The 26,820-nt window shown below is 72.1% G+C and carries 21 protein-coding genes; 11 read left to right on the top strand and 10 right to left on the bottom strand.

Features of this window, described 5'->3' with window-relative positions:
- Positions 1-45 precede the first annotated feature (45 nt).
- Entirely contained in the window at positions 46-1,434 is a 1,389-nt protein-coding gene (locus tag ACFQ6X_RS18060) for an MFS transporter (RefSeq protein WP_383182532.1), read from the bottom strand.
- A gap of 47 nt (positions 1,435-1,481) precedes the next feature.
- On the opposite strand from ACFQ6X_RS18060, the gene ACFQ6X_RS18055 reads away from it, so the two are divergent.
- Entirely contained in the window at positions 1,482-2,801 is a 1,320-nt protein-coding gene (locus ACFQ6X_RS18055) for a GntR family transcriptional regulator (protein ID WP_383182530.1), read from the top strand.
- Positions 2,802-2,826: 25 nt separating this feature from the next.
- Here the strand turns inward: ACFQ6X_RS18055 and ACFQ6X_RS18050 are convergent, their stop codons facing one another.
- Positions 2,827-4,266 carry a PucR family transcriptional regulator gene (locus ACFQ6X_RS18050; protein ID WP_383182528.1) on the bottom strand — a complete coding sequence of 480 codons (1,440 nt, stop codon included), beginning with the start codon at positions 4,264-4,266 and terminating at the stop codon, positions 2,827-2,829.
- 121 nt (positions 4,267-4,387) lie between these two features.
- Between ACFQ6X_RS18050 and ACFQ6X_RS18045 the strand changes: the two genes are divergently transcribed.
- From ACFQ6X_RS18045 to ACFQ6X_RS18035, 3 genes are all read left to right on the top strand, one after another.
- The gene (locus ACFQ6X_RS18045; RefSeq protein WP_383182526.1) at positions 4,388-5,857 is read left to right on the top strand and encodes a sodium:solute symporter; all 1,470 of its coding nucleotides are present in this window, start codon (positions 4,388-4,390) and stop codon (positions 5,855-5,857) included.
- A gap of 153 nt (positions 5,858-6,010) precedes the next feature.
- Entirely contained in the window at positions 6,011-6,988 is a 978-nt protein-coding gene (gene speB / locus ACFQ6X_RS18040) for an agmatinase (protein ID WP_383182524.1), read from the top strand.
- Positions 6,985-8,667: a thiamine pyrophosphate-binding protein gene (locus ACFQ6X_RS18035; RefSeq protein WP_383182522.1), complete on the top strand. Its 1,683-nt coding sequence runs from the start codon at positions 6,985-6,987 to the stop codon at positions 8,665-8,667. The genes speB and ACFQ6X_RS18035 overlap by 4 nt, the downstream gene beginning before the upstream one ends.
- A gap of 74 nt (positions 8,668-8,741) precedes the next feature.
- On the opposite strand, the gene ACFQ6X_RS18030 is transcribed toward ACFQ6X_RS18035, so the two are convergent.
- Positions 8,742-9,104 (bottom strand): hypothetical protein, encoded by a 363-nt coding sequence (locus ACFQ6X_RS18030; RefSeq protein ID WP_383182520.1) that lies wholly within the window; start codon positions 9,102-9,104, stop codon positions 8,742-8,744.
- 258 nt (positions 9,105-9,362) lie between these two features.
- On the opposite strand from ACFQ6X_RS18030, the gene ACFQ6X_RS18025 reads away from it, so the two are divergent.
- The 3 genes from ACFQ6X_RS18025 (at position 9,363) to ACFQ6X_RS18015 (ending at position 15,247) form a co-directional block, all read left to right on the top strand.
- The gene (locus tag ACFQ6X_RS18025; RefSeq protein ID WP_383182518.1) at positions 9,363-13,142 is read left to right on the top strand and encodes an ABC transporter ATP-binding protein; all 3,780 of its coding nucleotides are present in this window, start codon (positions 9,363-9,365) and stop codon (positions 13,140-13,142) included.
- Between the two features lie 90 nt (positions 13,143-13,232).
- Positions 13,233-13,697, top strand: coding sequence for a hypothetical protein (locus ACFQ6X_RS18020; protein WP_383182516.1), 465 nt, complete (start codon positions 13,233-13,235; stop codon positions 13,695-13,697).
- A gap of 77 nt (positions 13,698-13,774) precedes the next feature.
- The gene (locus ACFQ6X_RS18015) at positions 13,775-15,247 is read left to right on the top strand and encodes a S28 family serine protease (protein WP_383182514.1); all 1,473 of its coding nucleotides are present in this window, start codon (positions 13,775-13,777) and stop codon (positions 15,245-15,247) included.
- A gap of 50 nt (positions 15,248-15,297) precedes the next feature.
- Here the strand turns inward: ACFQ6X_RS18015 and ACFQ6X_RS18010 are convergent, their stop codons facing one another.
- The 3 genes from ACFQ6X_RS18010 to ACFQ6X_RS18000 form a co-directional block, all read right to left on the bottom strand.
- A complete protein-coding gene (locus tag ACFQ6X_RS18010) occupies positions 15,298-15,912 on the bottom strand; it encodes a hypothetical protein (RefSeq protein ID WP_383182512.1) in 615 nt (204 codons plus the stop codon).
- Between the two features lie 124 nt (positions 15,913-16,036).
- Positions 16,037-17,866: a glycoside hydrolase family 3 protein gene (locus tag ACFQ6X_RS18005; protein WP_383182510.1), complete on the bottom strand. Its 1,830-nt coding sequence runs from the start codon at positions 17,864-17,866 to the stop codon at positions 16,037-16,039.
- Positions 17,867-18,041: 175 nt separating this feature from the next.
- On the bottom strand, positions 18,042-18,950 hold the full coding sequence (locus tag ACFQ6X_RS18000; RefSeq protein ID WP_383182508.1) for a LysR substrate-binding domain-containing protein: 909 nt from the start codon (positions 18,948-18,950) through the stop codon (positions 18,042-18,044).
- 96 nt (positions 18,951-19,046) lie between these two features.
- Between ACFQ6X_RS18000 and ACFQ6X_RS17995 the strand changes: the two genes are divergently transcribed.
- The gene (locus ACFQ6X_RS17995; protein WP_383182506.1) at positions 19,047-19,946 is read left to right on the top strand and encodes an EamA family transporter; all 900 of its coding nucleotides are present in this window, start codon (positions 19,047-19,049) and stop codon (positions 19,944-19,946) included.
- A gap of 3 nt (positions 19,947-19,949) precedes the next feature.
- Here ACFQ6X_RS17995 and ACFQ6X_RS17990 read toward each other — a convergent pair whose 3' ends face one another.
- Together ACFQ6X_RS17990 and ACFQ6X_RS17985 are read right to left on the bottom strand one after the other, a co-directional pair.
- Entirely contained in the window at positions 19,950-20,738 is a 789-nt protein-coding gene (locus ACFQ6X_RS17990; protein WP_383182504.1) for a sugar phosphate isomerase/epimerase family protein, read from the bottom strand.
- A 59-nt stretch (positions 20,739-20,797) separates the two neighbouring features.
- Complete coding sequence (locus tag ACFQ6X_RS17985; RefSeq protein WP_383182502.1) at positions 20,798-21,865, bottom strand: LacI family DNA-binding transcriptional regulator; 1,068 nt, start codon at positions 21,863-21,865, stop codon at positions 20,798-20,800.
- A gap of 110 nt (positions 21,866-21,975) precedes the next feature.
- On the opposite strand from ACFQ6X_RS17985, the gene ACFQ6X_RS17980 reads away from it, so the two are divergent.
- From ACFQ6X_RS17980 to ACFQ6X_RS17970, 3 genes are read left to right on the top strand one after another with little or no spacing between them, the layout of a single operon-like run.
- A complete protein-coding gene (locus tag ACFQ6X_RS17980; RefSeq protein ID WP_383182500.1) occupies positions 21,976-23,127 on the top strand; it encodes a Gfo/Idh/MocA family protein in 1,152 nt (383 codons plus the stop codon).
- Complete coding sequence (locus ACFQ6X_RS17975) at positions 23,124-24,266, top strand: dihydrodipicolinate synthase family protein (protein WP_383182498.1); 1,143 nt, start codon at positions 23,124-23,126, stop codon at positions 24,264-24,266. Before ACFQ6X_RS17980 ends, ACFQ6X_RS17975 begins: the two co-directional genes overlap by 4 nt.
- Positions 24,263-25,096 (top strand): sugar phosphate isomerase/epimerase family protein, encoded by an 834-nt coding sequence (locus ACFQ6X_RS17970; protein ID WP_329210908.1) that lies wholly within the window; start codon positions 24,263-24,265, stop codon positions 25,094-25,096. The genes ACFQ6X_RS17975 and ACFQ6X_RS17970 overlap by 4 nt, the downstream gene beginning before the upstream one ends.
- A 194-nt stretch (positions 25,097-25,290) precedes the next feature.
- Here ACFQ6X_RS17970 and ACFQ6X_RS17965 read toward each other — a convergent pair whose 3' ends face one another.
- Both ACFQ6X_RS17965 and ACFQ6X_RS17960 read right to left on the bottom strand, forming a co-directional pair.
- Positions 25,291-26,016, bottom strand: coding sequence for a class I SAM-dependent methyltransferase (locus ACFQ6X_RS17965; protein ID WP_383182496.1), 726 nt, complete (start codon positions 26,014-26,016; stop codon positions 25,291-25,293).
- A gap of 242 nt (positions 26,017-26,258) precedes the next feature.
- A complete protein-coding gene (locus tag ACFQ6X_RS17960; RefSeq protein ID WP_383182494.1) occupies positions 26,259-26,762 on the bottom strand; it encodes a DUF6584 family protein in 504 nt (167 codons plus the stop codon).
- Positions 26,763-26,820 lie beyond the last annotated feature (58 nt).

Below are 26,820 nucleotides of genomic sequence, written 5' to 3'. Positions count from 1 at the left end.
AGGTGCCACCGACAACGGGCCCGGTCCCCCTCGCGGACAAGGGCGTCAGGAGCCGTCGGACTGCCGTACTCCCGCAGGCTTCGCGGTACTCGGCCGAGGCTGCACCTCGGGGGCGTCCGGGGCGGCTTCGGCCGACCCGCCGCTCCCGGCCTCCGGTGGAGCGGTCTCCGCGTCCGGGGCGGCCGTCGGCCGGACCAGCCGGTGCTGGGCCAGGCAGGCCAGCGCCAGGGTGGCGCCGAGCACCGGCCAGGCCAGCGGGCCGGCGCTCACCGCGGCCCCGACGACGACGGGCCCCAGGCTGCGCTGCGCCGACTGGGCCAGGCCGTGCACCCCGAGGTAGGCGCCCTGCGCCTCAGGGGGCGCGAGGGCGACGGAGAGTTCCCAGGAGGAGAGGGAGTGCAGGATCTCCGCCAGGGTGAAGGCGACGGCCGCGACGACGACGGCGCCGGTGGCGAACCAGGGGCCGCCTCCGGCCGAGGCCGCGAGCGCCACTCCTCCCGTCAGGAACACGGCACTGATCGGGACGAGCAGGCGACGGGCCGCTGCGCGGGTCTCCCCGAAGCGGGACAGGGGGACCTGGAGCGCTATCACCAGAACGCTGTTGAGGACGAGGACGAGCGGTGCCAGCCCGACCGGGGCGCTGGTGGCGTGGACGATCCACAGCGGGAATCCGACCTGGAGCACGCTGTCGTCGAGGAACAGCCAGACCTCCGTACCGGTGAAAGCGAGGTAGCGGCGGTCGCGCCAGGGCGTCACTCCCTCGGGGCGCGCGACCGGAAGGGTCTTCCCGCCGGCGGCGCCACCGGGTCCGGCGACGACACGGCTGGGGGCGGGCGGCTCCGTGCACCGGAGCGTCAGGACCGCCATGGCCAGGTAGGACGCGGCGTTGGCGAGCAGCAGTACCTGGTAGGCGAGGACGGTTCCGACCGTGAGCACGGCGGCGGCTCCCGTACCGCCGACGGCCCATCCGATGTTCACCGCGGTGCGCTGGATCGCCTGGTAGCGGACGCGCTGCGGGCCGGCCACGCGTGCGGCGAACAGCTTGGTCAGCACGCTCGACGCACGGTCGGGCAGCGCGCCCAGCGCCGAGTACACGACCAGCAGCCCGAAGTCGTGCGTGGTCAGCAACGCCACCAGGGCCGCACCCCGGACCAGTTGGGCGGCGACCAGGAGGCGGGTGACGGGGAAGCGGTCGGCCAGCCGCCCGGCGAGCGGGGGTCCGGCGATGCCGAGGATGCCGGACACCCCCAGCAGCAGGCCGATCTGAGACACCGACAGATGCGTGACGTAGACGAAGTAGAGCGTCGCCACGCCCATCCACAGGCCGGTGCCGACCTTGTCGATGATCGCGACCACCAGCATCAGCCGGCCGTCCCTGCCACCCGGAACGGCCAGGCGCCGGACGAACGGCACGCGGCTCGGTGTCGGCTGCATCAGGATCCCCCTTGACATGCATTTTGTATCGGTACAAACTTGCCTCTGTGGCAGAACAATATGGGATCACGGGTGGTACGGCCAGAGAGATTTCCGCCTCCGTCGAAAGCCGCGTGGCCGACGGCACGCTCCGCCCGGGCTCCTCGCTGCCCCCGGTGCGCCGGCTCGCCGAGGAACTGGGCGTGAGCGCCGGCACGGTGGCGGCCGCCTACAAGGAGCTGCGCGGGCGCGGGGTGGTGATGACCCTGGGGCGCGGCGGCACGGTGGTGGCGTCCGCTCCCGTCGTCACCTCGCGACGCCCTCCACGGGTGCCGTCCGGACTGCGTGACCTGGCGGGCGGGCACCCCGACCCCGCCTGCCTTCCGGTGCTGAACCCGCCCGCGCGCGTGGAGCCAGTGCCCGGATCGCACCGGGCCGCGCCGAGGCTCGCCGCACTCGAGGAGGCGGCCCGCGACTGGTTCGCCCGCGACGGCGTGCCCACCGGGTCGGTGACCTTCGCCCATGGGGCGCTGGACTGCATCGCCCGGCTGCTCTCCACCGAGCTCAAGCCCGGCGACGCCGTGGCCGTGGAGGATCCCGGCTTCCACCACCTCCTCGACCTCGTCCCGGCGCTCGCGCTGCGCATGCTGCCGGTGGCGGTCGACGACGAGGGCATCCGCCCCGAGGCGCTGCGGGCGGCTCTGCGCGCGGGGGCACGCGCGCTGGTGTGCAGCCCCCGCGCCCAGAGCCCGCTCGGCGCGCGCTTCACCGTCGGGCGCAGGGACGAACTCCTCTCCGTGCTCCGCGACTTCCCCGATGTTCTGGTCGTCGAGGACGACCACAACGCGGACATCGCCGGCGCGGCCGCGGTGAGCCTCACCTCCGGCGCACTGCCCCGCTGGGCGCAGGTGCGCACCGTGTCCAAGCACCTGGGCATCGATCTGCGCTGGGCCGCCCTCGCCTGCGACCCCGCCACACTCGCGCGCCACGACGGCCGGATGCTGCTGACCTCCGGATGGGTCAGCCACATCCTGCAGACGACCGTGGCGGACCTCCTGACCGACCCGGCGGTGACCCGGCTGGTGGCCGGGGCCGCCCGCACGTACACCACCCGCCGGGACGCCCTGAGCACCGCGCTGGAGCAGCACGGCATCTCCTCCCACGGTGTGAGCGGCCTCAACGTGTGGGTGCCCGTCCGGGACGAGTCCGCCGTCGTCAACGGGCTTCGCACACGCGGCTGGTGGACCGCGGCGGGCACCCGTTTCCGTATCGCGTCCCCGCCCGGCGTGCGCGTCACCACCGCGACCCTCACCCCCGACGAATCCCGCGTCCTCGCCCGTGACTTCGCGGACACCCTCGCGGAGTCGCAAGCGGTGTACGGGGGTTAGGGCTGCCCGGCGGTGGCGGCGTGCGTCAGCGCAGCACCAGCCAGAGCTCCGCGCGTACGTCCATGTCGTCCAGGTCCGCGTCCAGCAGCTCCGCGCAGCGTGCGATGCGCTGGCGGACCGTGTTGCGGTGGATCCGCAGGGCCACGGCCGTCCGGTCCCAGCTGCCGTGCAGGCTCAGCCAGCACCGCAGCGTCTCGGCGAGGGGTGCGGTGAGCGGGGCCAGGAGGGTGCGGGCGTGGGCCTCGGCGCGGTCGGCGGGCACCAGGGCGGCCAGACCTCCGGTACCGGCACGGTGTGTGGCCAGCGGGGAGCGGGTGGCCTCCGCGCGGCCCAGGGCGCGGGCCGCCTCGGTGTCGGCGGTGGGCAGGGCCGTGGCGGGGGAGGGGGCGGACGCGCCGAGGATCCAGCCCGGCTGCGCCGTCGCCCCGCGGTGGCCGGTGAGCAGGACCCGTACCGTTTCGCCGTTCGCGTCGACCAGGGCGGAGCCCAGCGACGCGCCGAGTGCCCCGGCGGTGAGCGGGTCGGGAACCGCGCCGTCCGTGCGGCGGGCATGGACCACCGTCCATGGTGCGCCGTCCTCCGAGAGGAGCGGGGCCGCCTCCTGCGGGGGCGCGCCCAGCAGCATCCGTACGAGCGCCGCCGAACGGCCCGCCGCGTCCGCGCCCTGGTGCGGGGCGGTCAGCAGGGCGAGCAGGACGACGGCGATCCCGGCGACGGTGTGGTCGCCGGGATCGCGCCGGCGGGTCGCCAGGGCCAGGGCCAGCCCCTGGCCGCCGCTCAGCGCGTAGGCGGCGAGCTGCGTGTCGTTCAGGGTGTCGGTCGCGGAAGCGGGGGAGGCCCGCCGGCCGGAGGAGACCACCCGGGACAGCTGGGCCAGGGCCGCCCGCTCCTCCGGCGGCGGATGGCCGCCCGCCGTGTGCAGCTCCGCGCCCTCCCTCGTGAGCAGCACCACCCGGCCCTCCAGCTGTACGGCGAGCTGGTGGAGCACCGCGGGCACCGGGTCGGGCCGGGCGGCTGCCGTCGCCAGGGCCTGCTGGGCGCGGGTCACCCGGCGCAGCTCACGGTGGCGGGCCTCCGCCATCAGCCGCCACACCGCCCGCGCGATCGCCGTGAAGGGGGTCTCCGGGGGTACTTCCAGCAGCGGCAGGCCGTGCCGGTCGCAAGCCTCCACCAGAGCCGCGGGCACCGTGTCGTGCACCGGCGCCACCCCGAAACCGAGCGCCGCCGCCCCCGCCTCCACCAGTCGGGCCACGTACGTGTCCGGGTCGGTGAGCAGCACCCCGGCGCTCAGCAGCAGCTCGCCGCCGAGCAGGTAGGGGTACGGGTCGGCCATCTCCGAGGTGTGCACCCACAGCAGATCCGCGCGGTCCGGACCGGCGATCCGGCGCAGCCCGAGTTCCTCCCTGGCCAGCAGCTCGGCCAGGGGGATGGGCGGGGTCGGCGGCCCGGCGGGGGAGTCCGGCATGGACGGTCCATCCATTCGTGGAATGGGGAGTGGATGAAACGTACACTTCAGCGTCGGCTTCCGGCCACCTACCGTCTTCTCGACACACGCCCCGTGTATCGAGACGAGACGGAGGAAGCCCATGGCTGTCGACTACGCAGTGATCGTCGTCTATCTGGCCGGCATGCTCGCCATGGGCTGGTGGGGCATGCGCCGCGCCAAGTCCAAGAGCGAGTTCCTGGTCGCCGGCCGGCGGCTCGGCCCCTGGATGTACTCCGGCACCATGGCGGCGATCGTCCTCGGCGGCGCCTCGACGATCGGCGGGGTCGGCCTCGGCTACCAGTACGGGCTCTCCGGCGCCTGGATGGTCTTCACCATCGGCCTCGGGCTGCTCGCCCTGTCCGTCTTCTTCTCGGCCCGCATCGCCCGGCTGAAGGTCTACACCGTCTCCGAGATGCTCGACCTGCGCTACGGCGGCAGGGCGGGGCTCATATCCGGTGTCGTCATGTGGGCCTACACCCTGATGCTCGCGGTCACCTCGACGATCGCGTACGCCACGATCTTCGACGTCCTCTTCGACCTCGACCGCACCCTGTCGATCATCCTCGGCGGCGCCATCGTCGTCGCGTACTCGACGCTCGGCGGCATGTGGTCGATCACGCTCACCGACATGGTGCAGTTCGTCGTCAAGACGATCGGCGTCCTGCTGCTGCTCCTGCCGATCGCGGTCATCAAGGCGGGCGGCTTCAGCGAGATGAAGGCCCAGCTGCCCACCGAGTACTTCGACCCGTTGGGCATCGGCGGCGAGACGATCTTCACGTACGTCCTGATCTACACCTTCGGCATGCTGATCGGCCAGGACATCTGGCAGCGCGTGTTCACGGCCCGCAGCGACCGCACGGCACGCTGGGGCGGAACCGTCGCCGGGACCTACTGTCTGGTGTACGCGGTCGCCGGGGCCGTCATCGGCACGGCCGCCAAGGTCATGTACCCGAACCTGCCCAGCGCGGACGCCGCCTTCGCGACCATCGTCAAGGACGAACTGCCGGTCGGCGTGCGCGGCCTGGTGCTGGCAGCCGCACTCGCCGCGGTGATGTCGACGTCCTCCGGTGCGCTGATCGCCTGCGCGACCGTGGCCAACAACGACATCTGGTCGCGGCTGCGGGGCGCGGTCACCAGGGGAGACGGTGAGGAGCGCGACGAGGTGAAGGGCAACCGGATCTTCATCCTGATCATGGGCATCGCCGTCATCGCCATCGCCATCGCGCTCAACAACGTCGTCGAAGCCCTGACCGTCGCCTACAACCTGCTCGTCGGCGGGCTGCTGGTGCCGATCCTGGGCGGCCTCCTGTGGCGCAGGGGCACGGCCGCGGGCGCGCTGGCCTCCGTCTGCGTGGGCGGCGTCGCGGTGATCGGGCTGATGGCGACCTACGGGATCCTCGCCAACGAGCCGGTCTACTACGGGCTGCTCGCCTCGCTCGCCGTGTACGTGGTCGTCTCGCTGGCGACGAAGCCGACGGACGCCGCGGTGCTGGTCGCCTGGCGCGAACGGCTGGCGGGCCGCGGTGCGGAGGCCGAGCCGGCGCCCGCCCCGGAGCCGGCCACCACCTGACCCCCTCGTTGTCCTCGATCGCCGGACGGGCCTGACCACACAGTCCCGGCCCGTCCGGCGCCCGAGGACGAAACCGTTTCCGGGGGGCCCGCACACCACCGCCTCCCGCACACTGGATACCGTACGAAAACCGAAGGAAAGGCACTCCGCCCCATGAGCAGCAACGAATCGCCGCGCGGCCCCGTCGACTCCTCCCGCGTCCCGCGGTACGCCGGTCCCGCGACGTTCGCCCGGCTGCCGCGGCTCGACGAGGTCGGCACCGCCGACATCGCCGTGGTCGGCGTGCCCTTCGACAGCGGCGTCTCCTACCGCCCCGGCGCGCGCTTCGGCGGCAACGCCATCCGCGAGGCCTCCCGCCTCCTGCGCCCCTACAACCCGGCGCAGGACGCCTCCCCGTTCGCCCTCGCCCAGGTCGCCGACGCCGGTGACATCGCCGCGAACCCGTTCAACATCAACGAGGCCGTCGACACGGTCGAGGCCGCCGCCGACGACCTGCTCTCCACCGGTGCCCGCCTGATGACCCTCGGCGGCGACCACACCATCGCGCTGCCCCTGCTGCGTTCCGTCGCCAAGAAGCACGGCCCCGTCGCCCTGCTCCACTTCGACGCGCACCTGGACACCTGGGACACCTACTTCGGCGCCGAGTACACCCACGGCACCCCGTTCCGCCGGGCCGTCGAGGAGGGCATCCTCGACACCGAGGCGCTCTCCCACGTCGGTACGCGCGGCCCGCTGTACGGCAAGCAGGACCTCACCGACGACGAGAAGATGGGCTTCGGCATCGTCACCTCCGCCGACGTCATGCGGCGCGGTGTCGACGAGATCGCCGACCAGCTGCGCCAGCGCATCGGCGACCGGCCGCTCTACATCTCCATCGACATCGACGTCCTCGACCCGGCGCACGCCCCCGGCACCGGCACCCCCGAGGCCGGCGGCCTGACCTCGCGCGAGCTCCTGGAGATCCTGCGCGGTCTCTCCTCCTGCAACCTGGTCTCCGCGGACCTGGTCGAGGTGGCCCCCGCGTACGACCACGCGGAGATCACCTCCGTCGCCGCCTCCCACACGGCGTACGAACTCACGACGATCATGGCCCGCCAGATCGCGGCGGCCAAGGGAGCGCAGGCCAAGTGAGCCACGACCACGACGACCGGCCCCGGCTCACCCCCGCGCAGGCCGAGGCGGCCCTGAACCCGCCGGCCGGACGCAACGGCGGAGACCTCGTGGTCGAGACCCTCCAGGGCCTCGGCGCCACCACCGTCTTCGGACTGCCCGGCCAGCACGCGCTCGGCATGTTCGACGCACTGCGGCGCTCCTCCCTCGCGTACATCGGGCTGCGCGTCGAGAACAACGCGGGCTTCGCCGCCGACGCCTACGGCCGGATCACCGGGGAGGTCGCCCCGCTGCTCCTCTCCACCGGACCGGGCGCCCTGACCTCCCTCGCCGCACTCCAGGAAGCGGCGGCGGCGTCCGCCCCCGTGCTGGCGATCTCCAGCCAGATCCCGACCGCCGGGCTCGGCGGCGGACGCCACGGCTACCTGCACGAACTCCGCGACCAGAAGGCCTCGTTCCGCGACATCGTGAAGTCCGTGCACACCGTGCGTACGGCCTCGCAGATCCCGTCCGCGATCGCCGCCGCCTGGGAGTCCGCGCTCACCGCTCCGCACGGGCCGGTCTGGGTGGAGATCCCGCAGGACGTGCTGCTCGCCGGGACGGTCCTGCCGGTCGTCAGCGCACTCGACGCGACCCCGCGCGAGCTGTACCCGCGCCCCGAACTGACCGTCGCGGCAGCCCACCTGCTGTCGAACGCCGAGCGGCCCGCGATCATCGCGGGCGGCGGAGTCGTACGGTCCGACGCGACCGGCAAGCTGCTCGCGCTCGCGGAGAAGATCAACGCCCCGGTCGTCACCACGTTCGGCGGCAAGGGCGCCTTCCCCTGGGAGCACCCGCTCTCGCTCCGGTCCTGGCTGGAGGACCGGCACACCACGGACTTCCTGGAGTCCGCGGACGTGCTGCTGGTCGTCGGCTCCGGGCTCGGCGAACTCTCCTCGAACTACCACACGTTCGCTCCCCGCGGCCGGGTCATCCAGATCGAGGCCGACGCCGGGAAGCTGGAGTCCAACCACCCCGCACTCGGCATCCACTCCGACGCCCGCGAGGCACTCGACGACCTCCTGGACGCGGTGGAGGCCCGCGAGGACGCGACCGCGCCCGAGCGCGTCGCGGCGGTCCTGGGGGCCGTCCACGACAGGATCGCCGCCCAGGACCTCACCCTGGAGCAGCAGGTGCTCGCCTCGGTCCGCGAGGCACTGCCCGACACCTCGCCCAGCTTCTGGGACATGACGATCCTCGCCTACTGGGCCTGGTCCGCCTTCGACGCCCGCCACCCCAACACGATGCACTCGGCGCAGGGCGCGGGCGGCCTCGGCTACGGCTTCCCGGCCGCGATCGGCGCAGCGGCGGCCGACCGTACGAAGCCCGTGCTGGCGGTCTCCGGCGACGGCGGCGCGATGTACTCGATCGCCGAGCTCGCCACCGCGCGGCAGTACGACCTGCCCGTCACCTGGCTGATCGTCGACGACGGCGGCTACGGCATCCTGCGCGAGTACATGACGGGTGCCTTCGGCGAGGCCACGGCGACGGAACTGACCCGGCCGGACTTCGTCGCCCTGGCCGAGTCCTTCGGGGTCCCCGCGGTCCTGACGACGCCCGAGTCCCTGGCCGCGGACCTGGGCAAGGCATTGGCGAGCCCCGGCCCGTCGGTGGTCGTGCTCCCCGCTCTGCTGAGGATGTTCGAGCCGACGCACCTGTGAGCACCTGACGTCCGCGTACCCGGGGAGCCGTGCCCGGGTACGCGGACGGCCGTGCCTTCGGGCACCCCGGGCGCCTACAGCGACCGCAGAGCCTTCTCGATCTCGGCCTTCTGGGCCTCGGCGCCGAGCTGGAACTGCTCCCGCTGCCCGGCGTCGAGGGCGAACGGGGGTTCCTTCCGCGTCGGCAGGAGATCGGGGATCGACCGGAAGAGCACCGCCGCCGCCGCACCCTGTCCATTGTTGTGCGCAGTGACCAGATACTTCCCGACCCGCCACAGATGATCGTTGAGCACCTTCGAAGGTGATCTCAGGATGTTCTTCACCGTCGCGGGCCGGCCCAGCGAGTGATGCGGTCCGTCGCTGCACTTCTGCAGCGCTGCCAGCGCCGCGTAGAGCTGTCCGCAACGGAATGCCTCCGCGTGCCCGCCGTTCGCCATGGAGCCCCCCTGTCCCCGTCGTCCCCGGTGCCGGTCAGCGGACATGACTACCCGGTCGCCCACCGGCCGAACCCGCCCGCCGGGCGCCCGGAAGCCCGGCCCGGGCGCCCGGCTCGCCCCCGGGTGGTCCTAGGACCACCCGAGTACCGTCTCCGACCATGGGCCGAGAATTGTTGCAGCGGGATGAAATCCGCAGCTGACCGCGTTGGTGACGTGCGGTAGGTCAGGTGGGACAGCGGGGCGGACTGGAGGCACGGGGTGGCGGGCACGAAGGTGCAGGGCGCGAAGGAACAGGGCGCCGACCGACAGGGGTGGGGCCGGCGGCTGACGGGATACGCGTGGCGCTACCGGCGCAATGTCGTGCTGGCGCTCGGGTCGTCGCTCGCCGGTATGGCCGTGATGGCCCTCGTCCCGCTGATCACCAAGGTGATCATCGACGATGTCGTCGGCGACCACACCCGTTCCCTCGGCGTCTGGACCGGATTCCTCATCGGCGCGGCCGTCCTGGTCTACGCCGCCACCTTCGTCCGCCGGTACTACGGCGGCCGGCTCGCCCTCGACGTACAGCACGACCTGCGTACCGAGATGTACACGACGCTCACCCGGCTCGACGGGAAGCGGCAGGACGAGCTGTCGACCGGACAGGTCGTCGGGCGCGCCACCAGCGACCTTCAGCTGATCCAGGGGCTCCTCTTCATGCTCCCGATGACCATCGGGAACATCCTGCTCTTCATCATCTCCCTGGTGATCATGGCGTGGCTGTCGCTGCCGCTGACCCTCATCGCCCTCGCCGTCGCCCCCGCCCTCTGGTTCATCGCCCGCCGCTCCCGCACCCGCCTCTTCCCCGCCACCTGGTACGCGCAGAGCCAGGCCGCCGCCGTCGCCGGAGTGGTCGACGGGGCCGTGTCCGGAGTCCGGGTCGTCAAGGGGTTCGGGCAGGAGGAGCAGGAGACGGGCAAGCTCCGCGAGGTCAGCCGCAGGCTCTTCGCGGGCCGGCTGCGCACCATCAGGCTGAACTCCCGCTACACCCCCGCCCTCCAGGCCGTCCCCGCCTTCGGCCAGGTCGCCATGCTGGCGCTCGGCGGCTGGCTCGCCACCCGCGGCGAGATCACCCTCGGTACGTTCGTCGCCTTCTCCACCTATCTCGCCCAGCTCGTCGGCCCCGTCCGGATGCTCGCCATGGTCCTGACCGTCGGCCAGCAGGCACGGGCCGGTGTGGAGCGCGTCCTGGAGCTGATCGACACCGAACCGTCCATGCAGGACGGTACGAAGGAGCTCCCGGCCGACGCCCCCGCCCGCGTCGAGTTCGACGACGTGCGCTTCGGCTACGACGAGGAGCGCCCCGTACTCGACGGCTTCTCCCTCACCATCGAGCCCGGCGAGACGGTCGCCGTCGTCGGCGCCTCCGGCAGCGGCAAGTCCACCGTCTCGCTCCTGCTGCCCCGCTTCTACGACGTGACGCACGGCGCCGTCCTCGTCGGTGGCCACGACGTCCGCGAGCTGACCCAGAACTCGCTCAGGGCCGCCATCGGGCTCGTACCGGAGGACAGCTTCCTCTTCTCCGACACGATCCGCGCCAACATCGCGTACGGGTTCCCGGGGGCCACCCAGGAGCAGATCGAGCAGGCCGCCGGCGCCGCCCAGGCCCACGGATTCATCTCCGAGCTGCCCGAGGGGTACGACACCACCGTCGGCGAGCACGGGCTCACCCTCTCCGGCGGCCAGCGCCAGCGCGTCGCGCTCGCCCGCGCCATCCTCACCGACCCCCGGCTGCTCCTCCTCGACGACGCCACCTCCGCCGTCGACGCCCGGGTGGAGCACGAGATCCACGAGGCCCTGGCCCAGGTCATGGCCGGTCGCACGACCCTGCTGATAGCGCACCGCCGCTCCACCCTCGGCCTCGCCGACCGCATCGCGGTCCTCGACCAGGGGCGGCTCGCCGACATCGGCACGCACGCGGAGCTGGAACAGCGCTCCGCGCTCTACCGCCGGCTCCTCACCGACCCCGACGAGCTGGGCGGCACCTCACCGGGCCACCAGCCGGTCATGACCGGGGCGCCCGAGGACGACGACCGCGCGCTCCAGGAGGAACTGGAGGCCGAGTTCGACGCCGAGCGCGGCGTCACCCCCGAGCTGTGGATCCGCAAGGAGGAGCAGCGCGACACGGCCGCGGCAGGAATGCCCGCAACCCCCGAGCTCCTCGCCCAGGTCGACGCGCTGCCGCCCGCCACGGACGCCCCCGGCATCGACGAGGCGAGCGCGGTCCGTCCCGAGGAGTCGTACGGGCTGCGCAGGCTGCTGCGCGGCTTCGGGCTCCCGCTGCTCGTGAGCCTGGGGCTGGTCGCCGTCGACGCGGGCATGGGCCTGCTCCTGCCCGTACTGATCCGGCACGGCATCGACGACGGCGTCACCAAGATGGCGCTCGGCGCGGTCTGGGCGGCTGCGGGACTCGGACTGCTGGCCGTCCTCGTGCAGTGGGCGGCCCAGATCGGCGAGACCCGGATGACCGGGCGTACGGGCGAACGCGTCCTGTACTCACTCCGCCTCAAGATCTTCGCGCAGCTCCAGCGGCTCGGCCTCGACTACTACGAGCGCGAGCTGACCGGCCGGATCATGACCCGGATGACGACGGACGTGGACGCGCTGTCCACCTTCCTCCAGACCGGTCTGGTCACGGCCTTCGTCTCCGTCGTCACTTTCTTCGGCATCACCGGAGTCCTGCTCGTCCTCGACGTCCAGCTGGCCCTGGTCGTGTTCGCGACGCTGCCGCCGCTGATCGTCGGCACGTTCTTCTTCCGCCGCAAGAGCGTCAAGGCGTACGAGCTCGCCCGTACACGCATCAGCGTCGTCAACGCCGACCTCCAGGAGTCCGTCTCCGGCCTGCGGATCGTGCAGGCGTTCCGGCGCGAGCAGGACGGCGCCGAGCAGTTCGCGGCCCGCAGCGACCACTACCGCCAGGCCCGGGTGCGCGGGCAGTGGCTGATCTCCGTGTACTTCCCGTTCGTGCAGCTACTCGCCTCGGTCGCCGCGGCCGCCGTGCTGATCGTCGGCGCGGGCCGCGTCGACAACGGCACGCTCACCACGGGTGCGCTGGTCGCCTACCTCCTCTACATCGACCTGTTCTTCGCCCCCGTGCAGCAGCTGTCCCAGGTCTTCGACGGTTACCAGCAAGCCACGGTCTCCCTCGGCCGGATCCAGGAACTCCTCCGGGAGCCCACGTCCACGGCCGACCACGACGCGCCGCAGGACGTCTCCTCGCTGCGCGGCGAGATCGCCTTCGAGGACGTCTCCTTCGCCTACGGCGCCTTCGACGGCGAGAAGGGTGAGGAGGAGGCCCTCACGGGCATCGACCTGCGGATCCCGGCGGGTCAGACGGTCGCGTTCGTCGGCGAGACCGGAGCGGGGAAGTCCACGCTCGTCAAGCTCGTGGCCCGCTTCTACGACCCGACGAGCGGGCGGGTCACGGCGGACGGCACCGATCTGCGTGCACTCGACATGACCGCGTACCGGCACCGGCTCGGAGTCGTACCGCAGGAGGCCTACCTCTTCGCCGGTACGGTCCGCGACGCCATCGCCTACGGCCTGCCCGACGCCACCGACGCGCAGGTGGAGGCGGCGGCCAGGGGGGTCGGCGCGCACGACATGATCGCCACCCTCGAGGACGGCTATCTGCACGAGGTCGCCGAGCGCGGCCGCAACCTCTCGGCCGGCCAGCGCCAGCTGATCGCCCTCGCCCGCGCCGAGCTGGTCGACCCCGACATCCTCCTCCTCGACGAGGCGACCGCCTCCCTGGACCTCGCCAGCGAGGCGCTGGTCAATCAGGCCACCGACCGGCTGACCGGCCGCCGCACCACGCTCGTGGTGGCCCACCGGCTGACGACGGCCGCCCGCGCCGACCGGGTCGTGGTGATGGACCACGGCAGGGTCGCCGAGGACGGCACGCATGACGAACTGCTCGCCAGGGACGGGACGTACGCCCGGCTGTGGCGCACCTTCATAGGCGAGGACATAGGGGAGGACACACCGGCGGGTGTGTGACACCGTCCGGCCACTCCGCCCGTTCCCGGAACCTTTCGGCCCGCCTCGGCGTCGTACGCACATACGTACATGTGTCTGGCGAGGCTCGGAATGTTCGATGGAACAGACGGAACAGGTGGGGTGGACGGGGTGGTGGGACCGCTGAGGTCGTCGAGACCGTCGGGAGGGCCCGCCGGGAGACGCGCGGCGGTCCTCCTGTTCGTCCTGCCGCTGCTCGGAGCCGTCGGGCTGGTGCTCGGCACCTCGGGCAGCTCCCCGGCGCACGCCGCTGCGGCCTGCTCCGGACGGCTGGTCAAGACGGTGACGTTCTCCACCGGCTCACTGCGCGTCTACGAGAGCCGCGCCTACGCGTGCGCCGTCACCGTCGCCGACAAGCCGGGTGCGCGCCGCGCCATGCGCGTGTCCCTGCAGCCGCGCGGCGGCCGGGCGGCCGTCGACAGCGGCAGGTTCACCAAGCTGGCCGGTCCCGTCACGGTCCACGCGCTCAACCGCTGCGTCCGTGCGTCCGGTTCCATCGCGGGCAAATCGGCATCCACGGGATGGATCCTGTGCTGACGCACAACTGGGTCTGGCGTTGCAGGTGTTACCCCGGCTAGGTTCGCGGCGACTGTCGTGAATCAAGGGGAGGGTGCATGCGCAAGGCGCTCAGAGGGGTCCTGTCGCTCGCGGTGCTCATAGGCACAGTGAGTGCGACGGGTGCCTCGGCCGGTGCGGCCACCGCCGCGGAACCGACCGCGAAGCAGAGCAGCGGCTCGACCAGCAGCAGCGAGGACATCAAGGACCGCATCCTGGCCATCCCGGGCATGAGTCTGATCGAGGAGAAGCCGTACCCCGGGTACCGCTACTTCGTCCTCAACTACACCCAGCCGATCGACCACAAGAGGCCGTCCAAGGGCACGTTCCAGCAGCGCATCACCCTGCTGCACAAGGACACGAGCCGACCGACGGTCTTCTTCACCAGCGGCTACAACGTCTCGACCAACCCCAGCCGCAGCGAGCCGACGCAGATCATCGACGGCAACCAGGTCTCGCTGGAGTACCGCTTCTTCACTCCGTCCCGCCCCGCGCCGGCGGACTGGTCGAAGCTCGACATCTGGCAGGCCGCCAGTGACCAGCACCGCGTCTTCACCGCGCTGAAGAAGATCTACTCCGAGAACTGGCTGACCACCGGCGGCTCCAAGGGCGGCATGACCGCCACCTACTTCGAGCGCTTCTACCCGAAGGACATGGACGGCGTCGTCGCCTACGTCGCGCCCAACGACGTGGTGAACAACGAGGACTCGGCCTACGACCGCTTCCTCGCCCGCGTCGGCACCAAGGAGTGCCGCGACCGGCTCTCCGGTGTCCAGCGCGAGGCCCTCGTCCGCCGCGGGCCGCTGGAGAAGAAGTACGAGGCGTACGCAGCCGAGGGCGGCTACACCTTCAACACCGTGGGCTCGCTCGACAAGGCGTACGAAGCCGTCGTCATGGACTACGTCTGGGCGTTCTGGCAGTACAGCCTGCTCGCCGACTGCGAGGCCATCCCGGCCGACGCCGCCAAGGCGACCGACCAGGAGATCTGGGACTCGATCGACGGCATCTCCGGCTTCTCGGCCTATGCCGACCAGGGCCTGGGGACGTACACGCCGTACTACTACCAGGCGGGCACGCAGCTCGGATCGCCCGACATCAGGCAGCCGTGGCTCGGCAACCTGAGCCGGTACGGCTACCAGCCGCCGCGCAGCTTCGTACCGCGCGACATCTCCATGAAGTTCCAGCCCTCGGCGATGCGGGACATCGACAGCTGGGTCAGGAACAACGCCCGGCACATGCTGTACGTCTACGGGGAGAACGACCCGTGGGGTGCCGAGCCCTTCCGCCTCGGCAGGGGCGCGCGTGACAGCTACGTCTACACCGTGCCCGGCGGCAACCACGGCTCCAAGGTCGCCGGTCTCGTCGCCGACGAGAAGGCGAACGCCACCGCGGCCATCCTGCGCTGGGCCGGAGTGGCCCCCGCGGCCGTCGAGGCCGACCCGGCGAAGGCGAAGCCGCTCGCGAAGTTCGACGCGCGTCTGGACAAGCGGGACGCCGAGCTCGAGCGGAACCAGGGCACGCTGCGGCCGTAGCCGGGCGTAGCGGGGGCCGATCGGCCGACGTGGGCTGTGCGCACCGGGGTTCACACCCGGCGCGCACAGCCCACCGGCGTCTCCCCGCCCAGCTGCACGAAGAGATCCGTCGTGTCCGGGCAGAGGCCGCGCCGCTCCACCGCGGAGCCGACCTCGAACTCCGGTGGCCGCTCCCCCGATCCGTCACAGGCCGTCTCCCTGACCTCACCCTTGCGCGAGCCGTAGACGCAGTCCCCGACGACGGTCAGGGGGCCTCCGCCCTGCCCGGGATCGCCCGGATGCGGGGACTCCAGATTGCGCATGCACGCGTACCCGCCGGGCACGGCGGGCTCCTGGGAGGGGCCGCTCCGCGAGATGTGCAGCACGAAATCGGTGGAGGGCGGGCAGGCCGGGCCCTCCGAGGGCGCACCCGTGTACCTGGTCAGTACCCGCGCCGCCGCCTTCTCGCTGCGGCACGACACCTCACGGACAACGTCCCCACGGGAACTGCAGTCGGCGGGCCCCAGGAACACCACCCCGTAACCGGACGGCGCGGTACTGTCCCGCCGCCCGTCGGCCCCGGGCCCCGAGGCGCCGCCCACGGGCTGCTGGCAGGCACTCAGGGACAGGGCCGCGAGTGCGGACAGCAGGACGTGCAGGACCCCCGGGACACGGTGCTCGGACATGGTCGACCCCCCGATACGTCCGTAAAGACGTACACCCAGCGTGACCCGCCGGAGCGGGCACACGCCAGGTGAGCGGGGGGCTTTGCGCTCTTCGGTATCGGTACGCCTACGGTGCGGCGTACGTCTAGTACGACAGTCCGTAGCCGACCGGGTACAGCGCCTGCGCGGGGATGTCCGCACGCTGCACCGGGACCGGCAGCTTGCCCCGGGGTTCGGCCCGCCCCGCGATGACCCGGGCGGCGGCCCGGAGTTCGACGTCCGTCCAGGAGTACGCGGCGAGGCTCGCGGCGTAACCGGTGCCGGCCAGCTGGGCGATGTCGTACGGGTTGCGGATGGCGACGGTGACGACCGGGACCCCGGTCGCCGCGAGGGCCTCGACCAGGGTGCGCTGGGAGCTGGTCGCGGTGACGTTGTACGTCCCCACGATCACCGCGTCCTTGCCCTGCGCGGCGGCCACCGCTTCGCCGATCCTCGCCGGGGCGGGAGCGGTGCCGGTGGACAGGGCGGTGGCCGTGTACCCCAGCTCCTCGAACGCCGCGGCGAGCGTCGTGGTCGGTGGTCCGGTCGTGCCCGACGGGGAGGCGGGATCGGCGCCGACCACGAGCAGGTTCCGGTGGGAGCGGCGCGAGAGCGGCAGCAGCGAACCGGTGTTGGCGAGCAGCGTGGTCGTGCGCTCGGCGATCCGGTCGGCGGCGGCGAGATGGGTACGGATGCCCACCGTGCGGTCCACTCCCCGGTGGGTGACGTAGGGGTCCCGGAACAGGCCCAGCTTCGACTTCAGCCGCAGGATGCGCAGGATCGACTCCTCGATGCGGGCCTCGCTGATCTCGCCGTTGCGCACGGCGTCGAGGACGGCATTCCATGCCACGGAGAGGTTCGGCGGGTTGAGCAGCTGGTCGACGCCTGCCTGCAGGGCGAGCACGGGGACGCGTTCGTCGCCGTACTTCGTGCGCACGCCCTCCATGCCGAGCGAGTCGGTGACCACGACACCGTCGTAGCCGAGCTCCTCGCGCAGGATGCCGGTGAGGATCGGCCGGGACAGGGTGGCCGGATCCTCCGAGGGGTCGAGGGCGGGCACCACGATGTGGGCCGTCATGATCGAGTCGATGCCGGCTGCGACGGCTGCCCGGAACGGCGGGGCGTCGAGCTCCGCCCACTGCTCACGGGTGTGGTGGATGTAGGGCAGGCCCGTGTGGCTGTCGGTGCTGGTGTCGCCGTGACCGGGGAAGTGCTTGGCCGTGGAGGCGATTCCGGAACTCTGGTAGCCCTTCACCTGTGCGGCGACCAGGCCGGCCACCGACTCCGGGTCGGAGCCGAAGGAGCGTACGCCGATGACCGGGTTGGCCGGGTTGACGTTGACGTCCGCGTCCGGCGCGTAGTTCTGGTTGATGCCGAGCGCGGCCAGCTCGGCCCCGGCGATCCGGCCGGCCGTGCGCGCGTCGGAGCGCGAGCCGCCCGCGCCCAGCGCCATCGCGCCGGGCATCAGGGTGGCGGGCTCACCGACGCGGCAGACGATCCCGTGCTCCTGGTCCGTGGAGACGAGGAGCGGCAGGGGAGTGGGCCCGGCGAGCCCGGCACGCTGGATGCCGTTGGACAGGTCGGCGATCTGGTGCGGGTCGCGGGTGTTGTGCGCCCAGGCGAAGTAGATGATGCCGCCGACGTGGTACGTGGAGATCAGCTCGGCCGCGGTGCGCACACCGATCTCGGCGAGGTTGGCGTCGATGTCCGCCTGGTCGGGTGCGGTGGCGGAGTGCCCGTACACCCGCATCACGAAGAGCTGGCCGACCTTCTCCTCCAGGCTCATCCGGGCGATGAGCCGCTTGAGGCGGCTGTCCGTGGAGGTGCCCGTGGATGCCTGGGCGGCCCCGGGAACGGCGGCGACGCCCGTCGCTGCCGCGGCGACGGTGGCCGCGGTGGCGGTGAGAAGAGTGCGTCTGGAGGTGCGGTGGTGCACGTGAGCTCCTTCCGGTGCTGAAAGAAACTTCCAAGAAGGTACGGATATATGGAAAGTAACTACCAGTCAAGAGGACCACCCGATAAAGGCAGTGACACGCGGGAGGACGGGTGGACATGCCCGGACATGGCCCACACCCGTGCCGTGCGGCGGGGAGTCGTGTCCCCCACGACGGCTACGTCAGGCCCGCCCCCGCGCCGTGACCCTGAAGTGCCGCCACCGCAGCGGTGATCGCCGGTCGCCGCGCCGCCTCCGTACGCCACAGCGCGTACAGCCGCCGCACCGGTACGGGATCCAGCCGCACCTCCACCACGCCGGGCGGGAGCGGCCCCCGCCCCAGCCGCGGAATCATCGCCACACCGAGTCCCGCGGCGACCAGGGCCAGCTGGGTGTGGTTCTCCTCTGCCCGGTGGCGGATGTCCGGCTCGTACCCCGCCGCCCGCAACGTCCGTACGAGCCAGTCGTGGCACACCGTGCCGGGCGGCTGGCACACCCAGCGCTCCTTGGCCAGCTCCTCGCGCCGCACCGCGGTCCGACCGGTGAGCGCGTGCCCCTCCGGCACCAGCAGGTCGCACCGGTCGTCGCCGATGACCGCCTGCGCCACCCCCTCCGGTGCGGGAAGCGGCGCGATGTCCCAGTCGTGTGCCACGGCGAGATCGATCACGCCCTTCGCCACCAGGTCGACCGAGAGGTGCGGGTCGACCTCGGTGAGCCGGGCGTCCAGCGACGGGTGCTCCTGCTGCAGCTGCGCCAGTACACCGGGCAGCAGCCCCCGCGCCGCGGACGCGAACGCGCCGATCGACAGCCGCCCCGCCGGCCGCCCCCTGCGCTCCTCCAACGTCGTCTCGGCCTGCTCCACGATGGCCAGCAACTGCTGTGCCGTGGCCGCGAGATGGAGCGCGTCCTCGGTGAGCGCCACCCCGCGCCCGCGCCGCTCGAGAAGAGTCGTCCTGGTCTCGCGTTCCAGCTTGGTGATCTGCTGGGAGACCGCCGAGGCCGTGTAGCCGAGCGCCGCGGCCGCGCCCGCGACGGAGCCGTGGACGGAGACGGCGTGCAGGGCGCGCAGCCGGGACAGATCGAGCACGGGACCCTCCCGGGAGCAAAGCGTGAGCAGCGCTTAATCCAACCATGAAGAAATCCGCGCTGGTGCTACACGGTCCCCGCAGCCGATCCTCGGTGCATGCGTCCCCTCCACATCGCCCTGGCCGCGCTCGTCGCCGCCGTCTGGGGTGTGAACTTCGTCGTCATCGAGGTCGGCCTCGCCCACTTCCCGCCCCTGCTCTTCTCCGCCCTGCGCTTCCTCGTCGCCGCACTGCCCGCCGTGTTCCTCGTCGGACGGCCCACCGTCGCGTGGAAGTGGATCATCGGCGTGGGCCTCGTCCTCGGGGTGGCCAAGTTCGGGCTGCTCTTCATCGGCATGGACCGGGGGATGCCCGCCGGGCTCTCCTCCCTCGTCCTCCAGGTCCAGGCGGTCTTCACCGCCCTGTTCGCGGCCCTGGCGCTCGGCGAACGGCCGGGCAGGGTACGGGTACTGGGGATGGGCGTGGCCCTCGCGGGCATCGGGGTCGCGGCCGTCGACGAGGGGGCGGGCGGGCCCGTGCTCGCCTTCGTCCTGGTCGTGGCGGCGGCAGCCTGCTGGGGTGTGTCGAACGTCCTCACCCGCAAGGCCGCCCCGTCGGACTCCCTCAACTTCATGGTGTGGGTGTCGACAGTGCCCGTACTGCCGCTGCTCGGCCTGTCCCTGCTCATCGAGGGACCGGACCGCGACGCCGAGGCCCTCGCGGCGCTCGACTGGAGCGGCGTCGGCATCATCGTCTACGTCGCCTGGATCACCACGGTCTTCGGCTTCGGGGCCTGGGGCTTCCTCCTCCGCCACCACCCGGCTTCGTCCGTGGCCCCGTTCACCCTGCTCGTGCCGGTCTTCGGGATGTCCTCCGCCGCACTGTTCCTCGACGAGTCGGTGAGCCCGCTGCGATGGTGCGCGGCGGCGCTGCTGGTCGGCGGAGTGGCACTGACGTCCCTGGCAGGGCGGCGCGCGACGGCGTCGCAGGTGCCGGAGGCGCAGCCGGCACCGGTCTGACGGCTACTGCTTCGGTGCGCCCAGCCGCAGCAGGTACTCCCGCGCCGCGGTCAGCATCCCCGGCAGCTCCGGTGCGCCGGGGTGCCAGCGCTTCTCGTACTCCCAGCAGACCCAGCTGTCGGCATCCAGCGTGTCCAGGCAGGCCCGCAACGGCAGCACGCCGTCCCCGAGGGCCAGGGGCGCGGTGTCCTCGGCCGACGCGATGTCCTTCACCTGTACGTATCCCAGGTGCGGGGCGAGCACCGCATGGCTGGCCACGGGCTCCTCGCCCGCCAGCCAGGTGTGCATGATGTCCCAGATCGCGCCGATCTGCCCGTGCCCGACGGTCCCCACCACGCGGGCCACGTCGGCCCCGGCGCGGTGCGAGTCGTGTGTCTCCAGCAGGATCCGTACGCCCATGTCGGCGGCGTGCGGAGCCGCGGCGCCCAGCCGCCGGGCGGCGGTCGCGTCGGACTCGGCGGGATCCTGGCCGCCGCCGCCGGGGAACACGCGGACGTTCGCCGCCCCGAGGTCGCGGGCCAGCTCCACCAGCCCGGCGAGCTCGGCCAGCACCGGCTCGTCGTCACCCTCGGCGGCGATCCGTACGTACCCGGCGAGGGTCAGGATCTCGACCCCGCCGTTCTTGAACTCCTCGACCACGGAGGCCCGTTCGAGCGGCGTGAGCCCCGTGTGCACGGGCTCCTCGGGGTGGGTGCGCAGCTCCACGCCCTGGTACCCGTGCCCGGCGGCGAGCCGTACCACCTCGGCCACGGGCAGCCCCGGCACCCCGAGGGTCGAAAAAGCGAGCTTCACGATGTAGTCCTTCCGTCGATGCCGGGCTGATCGGTACCCCCGTTTCCGCGAGGGAATCCTCACCCCACCCGCGGCGGCGCCGTCGAGCCGCGGACCATCAGCTCCGCCGAAATCGTCGCTATGCCCCCGGCCGGCGGCTTCTCCTTGCCCATCGCCAGCCGGCCCGCACGTGCCCCGGCCTCGAACAGCGGCAGCCGTACGGTCGTCAGTGCCGGTACCGCGTCCACCGAGAACGGCAGGTCGTCGAAGCCCGCCACCGAGACGTCCTCGGGGATGCGGAGCCCGCGGTCCCGGATCGCCGCACCGGCACCCAGTGCCACGGTGTCGTTGGCGGCGACGACGGCCGTCACATCCGGTTCCCTGCGCAGGAGTTCGAGCGTGGCTTCGTAGCCGGACCGGCGGTCGTACGGGCCGTGGACGGTGAGCCGCTCCTCGTCCCCGTACAGCCCCGCCGCCTTCATCGCCTCGCGGTGGCCCTCCAGGCGGTGCCGTGTGGTGGTGCGCTCCAGGGGCCCCGCGACGTACCCGATGCGCCGGTGGCCGAGGGAGACGAGGTGCTCGGTGAGCCTCCGGCCGCCGCCCCGGTTGTCGAAGGCGAGTGAGGCCACGACCGCGTCGGTGTCCGGCAGCGGCGGCCGCCCGCAGAACACGATGCGGGTACCGGCGTCCGCGAGCTTCGCCAGCTTGACGGCCATCGCGGCCTGGTGGGCCGGGTCCTCCAGGGCGCCACCGGTCAGGACGACCGCTGCGGCGCGCTGGCGCTGGAGCAGGGTCAGGTAGGTGAGTTCACGCTCGGGGGAGCCGCCGGTGTTGCAGACGACGGCGAGCTTCTCGCCGCCCCCGCGGCCCGATCCGTCGCCGGGTCCGCCGATCTCGGTCTGCGCGGCCCCCGCCATGATCCCGAAGAAGGGGTCGGCGATGTCGTTGACCAGGATCCCGACCAGGTCGGACGTCGAGGCGGCGAGCGAACTGGCGGGGCCGTTCAGTACGTAGTCGAGGTCGTCGACCGCACGCAGGACCCGCTCCCGGGTGGACGCGGCCACCGGGTAGTTGCCGTTCAGCACGCGGGACACGGTGGCCGGGGACACCCGGGCGCGAGCCGCCACGTCCGCCAGGGTGACTGTCATCGCTCTCCTCCGAGGAGTTGTGGCGCGGCCCCTCTTGTCCGGGCCGCTGTCGGCAGGCTAGCGTCATACCAAATAGAAAGCGCTTGCTACGGCTTTATGGAGGGAACTTCGTGACACGCAGGACAGTGCGCATCGCCATGAACGGCGTCACGGGTCGCATGGGATACCGGCAGCACCTGGTGCGCTCGATCCTCGCGATCCGCGAGCAGGGCGGCCTCGACCTCGGCGACGGCGAGGTGCTGTGGCCCGAGCCCGTCCTCGTCGGCCGCCGCGCCCACGCGCTGGAGGCACTCGCCGCACAGCACGGCCTGACCGAGTGGTCGACCGATCTGGACGCGGTACTCGCCGACGAATCGATCGACATCTACTTCGACGCCCAGGTCACCTCGGCCCGCGTCGAGGCGATCAAGAAGGCGATCGCCGCGGGCAAGCACATCTACACCGAGAAGCCCACCGCCACGGATGTCGAGGGCGCCCTGGACCTGGCTCGCCTCGCCCGCGACGCCGGAATCAAGCACGGCGTCGTCCAGGACAAGATCTTCCTGCCGGGCCTGCTGAAGCTGAAGCGCCTCATCGACGGCGGCTTCTTCGGCGAGATCCTCTCCGTGCGCGGCGAGTTCGGCTACTGGGTGTTCGAAGGCGACTGGCAGGAGGCCCAGCGGCCGTCCTGGAACTACCGCGCGGAGGACGGCGGCGGCATCGTCGTCGACATGTTCCCGCACTGGGAGTACGTCCTGCACGAGCTGTTCGGCCAGGTCACGAGCGTATCCGCGCATGTGCAGACACACATTCCGCAGCGCTGGGACGAGCAGGGCAAGCCCTACGCCGCCACCGCCGACGACGCCGCGTACGGCACCTTCCAGCTGGCGAGCGGCGCCGTCGCCCAGATCAACTCCTCCTGGACGGTCCGCGTCAACCGCGACGAGCTCGTCGAGTTCCAGGTCGACGGCACCCACGGCTCCGCCGTCGCCGGACTGCGCAACTGCCGCGTCCAGCACCGCTCGGCCACCCCGAAGCCGGTCTGGAACCCCGACCTCCCGGTCACCGAGCCGTTCCGCGACCAGTGGCAGGAAGTCCCCGACAACGCCGTCTTCGACAACGGCTTCAAGGCCCAGTGGGAGCTCTTCCTGCGCCACATCGTCCTCGACGAGCCCTACACCTGGGACCTGATGGCCGGTGCCCGCGGTGTCCAGCTCGCCGAGCTCGGCCTCAAGTCGTCCGCCGAGGGCCGCCGCTTCGACGTGCCGGAGCTGAACCTGTGACCATCCACCTCCCGCAGGGCCCGTACGAGCCGCGCACCACCCCGCTCGACCTCGCACCGGGCGGCGCGGCGCTCGCCTCCCGTACGGTCTTCTCGGCCGCCCACGTCGTCGCCGACCCGTACGCCGACGTCAGCCCGGACGCTCCCGCCGTCGTCGACTGGGACGCCACCCTCGCCTTCCGCCGCCACCTCTGGTCGCACGGCCTGGGCGTCGCCGAAGCGATGGACACCGCGCAGCGCGGCATGGGCCTGGACTGGGCGGGCGCCGCGGAACTGATCCGCCGGTCCTCCGCCGAGGCGAAGTCGGTCGGCGGCAGGATCGCCTGCGGCGTCGGCACCGACCAGCTCACCGGCCCCGCGACGCTCGCAGAGGTGCGTGCGGCCTACGAGGAGCAACTGGCCCTCGTCGAGGAGAGCGGCGCCCAGGCCATCCTGATGGCCTCCCGCGCCCTCACCGCCGCGGCGAAGGGCCCCGAGGACTACCTGGAGACGTACGCCCATCTCCTGCGCCAGGCCACGGAACCGGTCGTCCTGCACTGGCTGGGCCCGATGTTCGACCCCGCGCTGGAGGGCTACTGGGGCTCCCCGGACCTCGACGCGGCCACGGACACCTTCCTGAAGGTCATCGCCGAACACCCGGACAAGGTCGACGGCATCAAGATCTCGCTCCTGGACGCCGAGCGCGAGATCGACGTCCGGCGCCGACTCCCCGGTGGGGTGCGCTGCTACACCGGCGACGACTTCAACTACCCCGAGCTGATCGCCGGCGACGACCGGGGCTTCAGCCACGCGCTGCTCGGAATCTTCGACCCGCTGGGCCCTCTGGCCGCCCATGCGGTACGGGTCCTGGACACCGGGGACGTCGAGGGCTTCCGCGCCCTCCTCGACCCGACGGTCGAGCTGTCCCGCCACCTCTTCGAGGCCCCGACCCGCTACTACAAGACGGGCGTGGTCTTCCTCGCCTGGCTGGCGGGCCACCAGGACCACTTCACGATGGTCGGCGGCCTGCAGTCCGCACGCTCGCTGCCGCACCTGGCGACGGCGTACGAACTCGCCGACCGCCTCGGCCTGTTCCCCGACCCGGAGCTGGCCGAAACCCGGATGCGCGCCTTGCTGGCCGTCCACGGAGGAGCACGATGAGCACCGCCCTTTCCCGCCTCTCCATCAACCAGGAGACCATCAAGCAGTGGTCCCTGCCCGAGCTCACCGAGGGCTGCGTCAAGGCGGGCATCGGACAGGTCGGCCTGTGGCGGGCCCCCGTGCAGGAGTACGGAGTCGAGCGCGCCGCACAGCTGGTGAAGGACGCGGGCCTCACCGTCACCAGCCTCTGCCGGGGCGGCTTCCTCACCGCGGTCGACCCCGCCGAGCAGGCCCGCGCCCTGGACGACAACCGGGCGGCGGTCGACGAGGCCGCGGCCCTGTCCACCGACACCCTGGTCCTGGTCTCCGGCGGGCTCCCGTCCGGAGAGAAGGACCTGTACGCCGCCCGGGAGCGGATCGCCGACGCGCTGGGCGAGTTGGGCCCGTACGCGCAGGAGCGGGGCGTACGTCTGGCGATCGAGCCGCTGCACCCGATGTTCGCCTCGGACCGCTGCGTCGTCTCCACCCTGTCCCAGGCCCTCGACCTCGCGGAGCGCTTTCCGGCCGAGCAGGTCGGCGTGGTCGTCGACGCGTACCACATCTGGTGGGACGACCAGGCTCCCGCACAGATCGCCCGGGCGGGCGCGGGCGGCCGGATCCACTCCTTCCAGCTGGCCGACTGGATCACTCCGCTTCCGGCGGGCGTCCTGGTGGGCCGGGGCCAACTGGGCGACGGGTGCGTGGACTTCAGGGCCATGCGCCGGCAGGTAGAGGCCACCGGCTTCGACGGCCCGATCGAGGTCGAGATCTTCAACGAGGACCTGTGGGCGCGTGACGGCGCCGAGGTACTGGCCGAGGTCGCGTCCCGCTACCTGGAACATGCCTGCTGAGAGCGTGTCCGGCGAACCTTGGTAAAGAGAACGTCAAGGCGTGCAACCTTTACGCACCTTCCCCGGTCGTACTCAGCGTCGGGACTTCCGGGGAGGGGTCCGGGGGGATCGGGAAGACCCGACGGAGGGGGAAAGCGAGGGGGGTCCGGCCTGGTGGCCGGGCCCCATTCCGCTTCTCCGGAACGCCGGCCGGTCTAGCCGGCTTTCCTGAACAGCCCCGCCCAGAGGAACTCCTCCCCGAAACAAGGGGAGTCGGCCGGTTCGTCCCGCATCCGGCGCAGCTCGACCTCCGTCAGTTCGGAGAAGATCCAGCGCAGCGACTCCGGCGTGTAGGCGAGCCCGCCCTGGAGTCCCGCCTCGCGGTAGAAGTCCGCGTCCGGCAGCTCGGAGCCCATCGCACCCGAGGCGAAGCAGGTGAGGGACAGGTGCCCGCCGGGGGCGAGGACACGATCCACGAACGCGAGGTAGCTGACGCGGCGGTGGGGCGGCAGGTGGTGGAAGCAGCCGGAGTCGTGGACGAGGTCGTACGGCCCGGCCGGCGCGTCCTCGGCAAAGGCGTCTCCGCAGTGGAAGCGGATGTCCGCCCCGGCCTCGCGGGCCCGCTCCCCGGCCCAGGCGATGGCCTCGGGCGACAGATCGACCGCGTCCACCTCGAAGCCCCGCGAAGCGAGGTGCAGCGCGTTGCGCCCCGGCCCGCAGCCGAGGTCGAGCGCGCGGCCCGGAGCGATCAGGCCCCGGTCGAGGTACGAGACGAGGCTCTCGTCCGGCTTCGCCACGAAGAACGGCACGGGCTTCGACCGGTCCGCGTAGAACCCGTCCCACCATGCGCCCGCCCCGCCGGTCCACCGGTCGGCCTCTGGCGCGAACAGGCTGTCCATGAGCTTCAGTACGTCTTCCACCGAGCGTATGTTCCGGTCCATCCGGACCCCCTTCCCGAGGCCCCAATTCTAGGCGGAGTTGTGGCATCACCCCAGGTCAAAGCCGCTTTGCGGCCAGCCCACGCGGGCCGCAGCGCGCCTTTCGCAAGAGGGCCGGGCGGCAGGGGTACGGGAAGGGCGGGAGCGCTCCGAGCGGTCCGCCCGAGGGCCTGGACGGGGCACTGGGCGGGGCGCCCGGAGGTGTTTCTCGAACAATTCCTGATGCCGTGCCGGCCGTGCCGGGCTCAGTCGAAGAGGTCGATCAGCCCGTTCACCCAGATCGCCACGAAGGCGGCCACGAGGAGGAACGTCCCCGCACACCCCGCGACACGGCGCACGCCGCCCGTGTCCGGCTCCTCCTCCTCGCCGGTGAAGGTGTCCCAGTCGACGGCACGGCCCAGCGACTCCGCGCAGGCGACACGGACAGCGGTCAACTGCGCTTCGGCGAAAGCGGATCCGGCCAGCGACTCATGCCCCCGCCAGGCCAGTGCGCGCATGCGCCGGGCAGGCAGGACGTACCGGTCCTCGAAGGCGGCCGTCTCGACCGGATCGCGGTCCTCCTCCAGGTACATCCACCGTCCCGCCTGCTCCGGTTCGCCGTACAGCCGGTAGATCTCCGCCAGCCGCCGGCGCACCTCAGCACTCGCGGGGTAGGCCTGGACGAGCCCGCGAAGCCGGGTGCGGGCCATGGGTATGCGTCCGGCGGCGAGGTCGGCGTCCGCGCGCGCCAGTGTGTCGGTCAGTGCCATGCGCACATCATCGGCCACCGGGCGTGGTCCGCCGAACGGTCATCCCTCCTCCGGCCGC

The organism is Streptomyces sp. NPDC056452, from assembly GCF_042796085.1.
Taxonomy (GTDB): Bacteria; Actinomycetota; Actinomycetes; order Streptomycetales; family Streptomycetaceae; genus Streptomyces.
The sequence above is the reverse complement of the archived record's forward strand: the minus strand, read 5'-3'. Positions and strand labels throughout refer to the sequence as shown.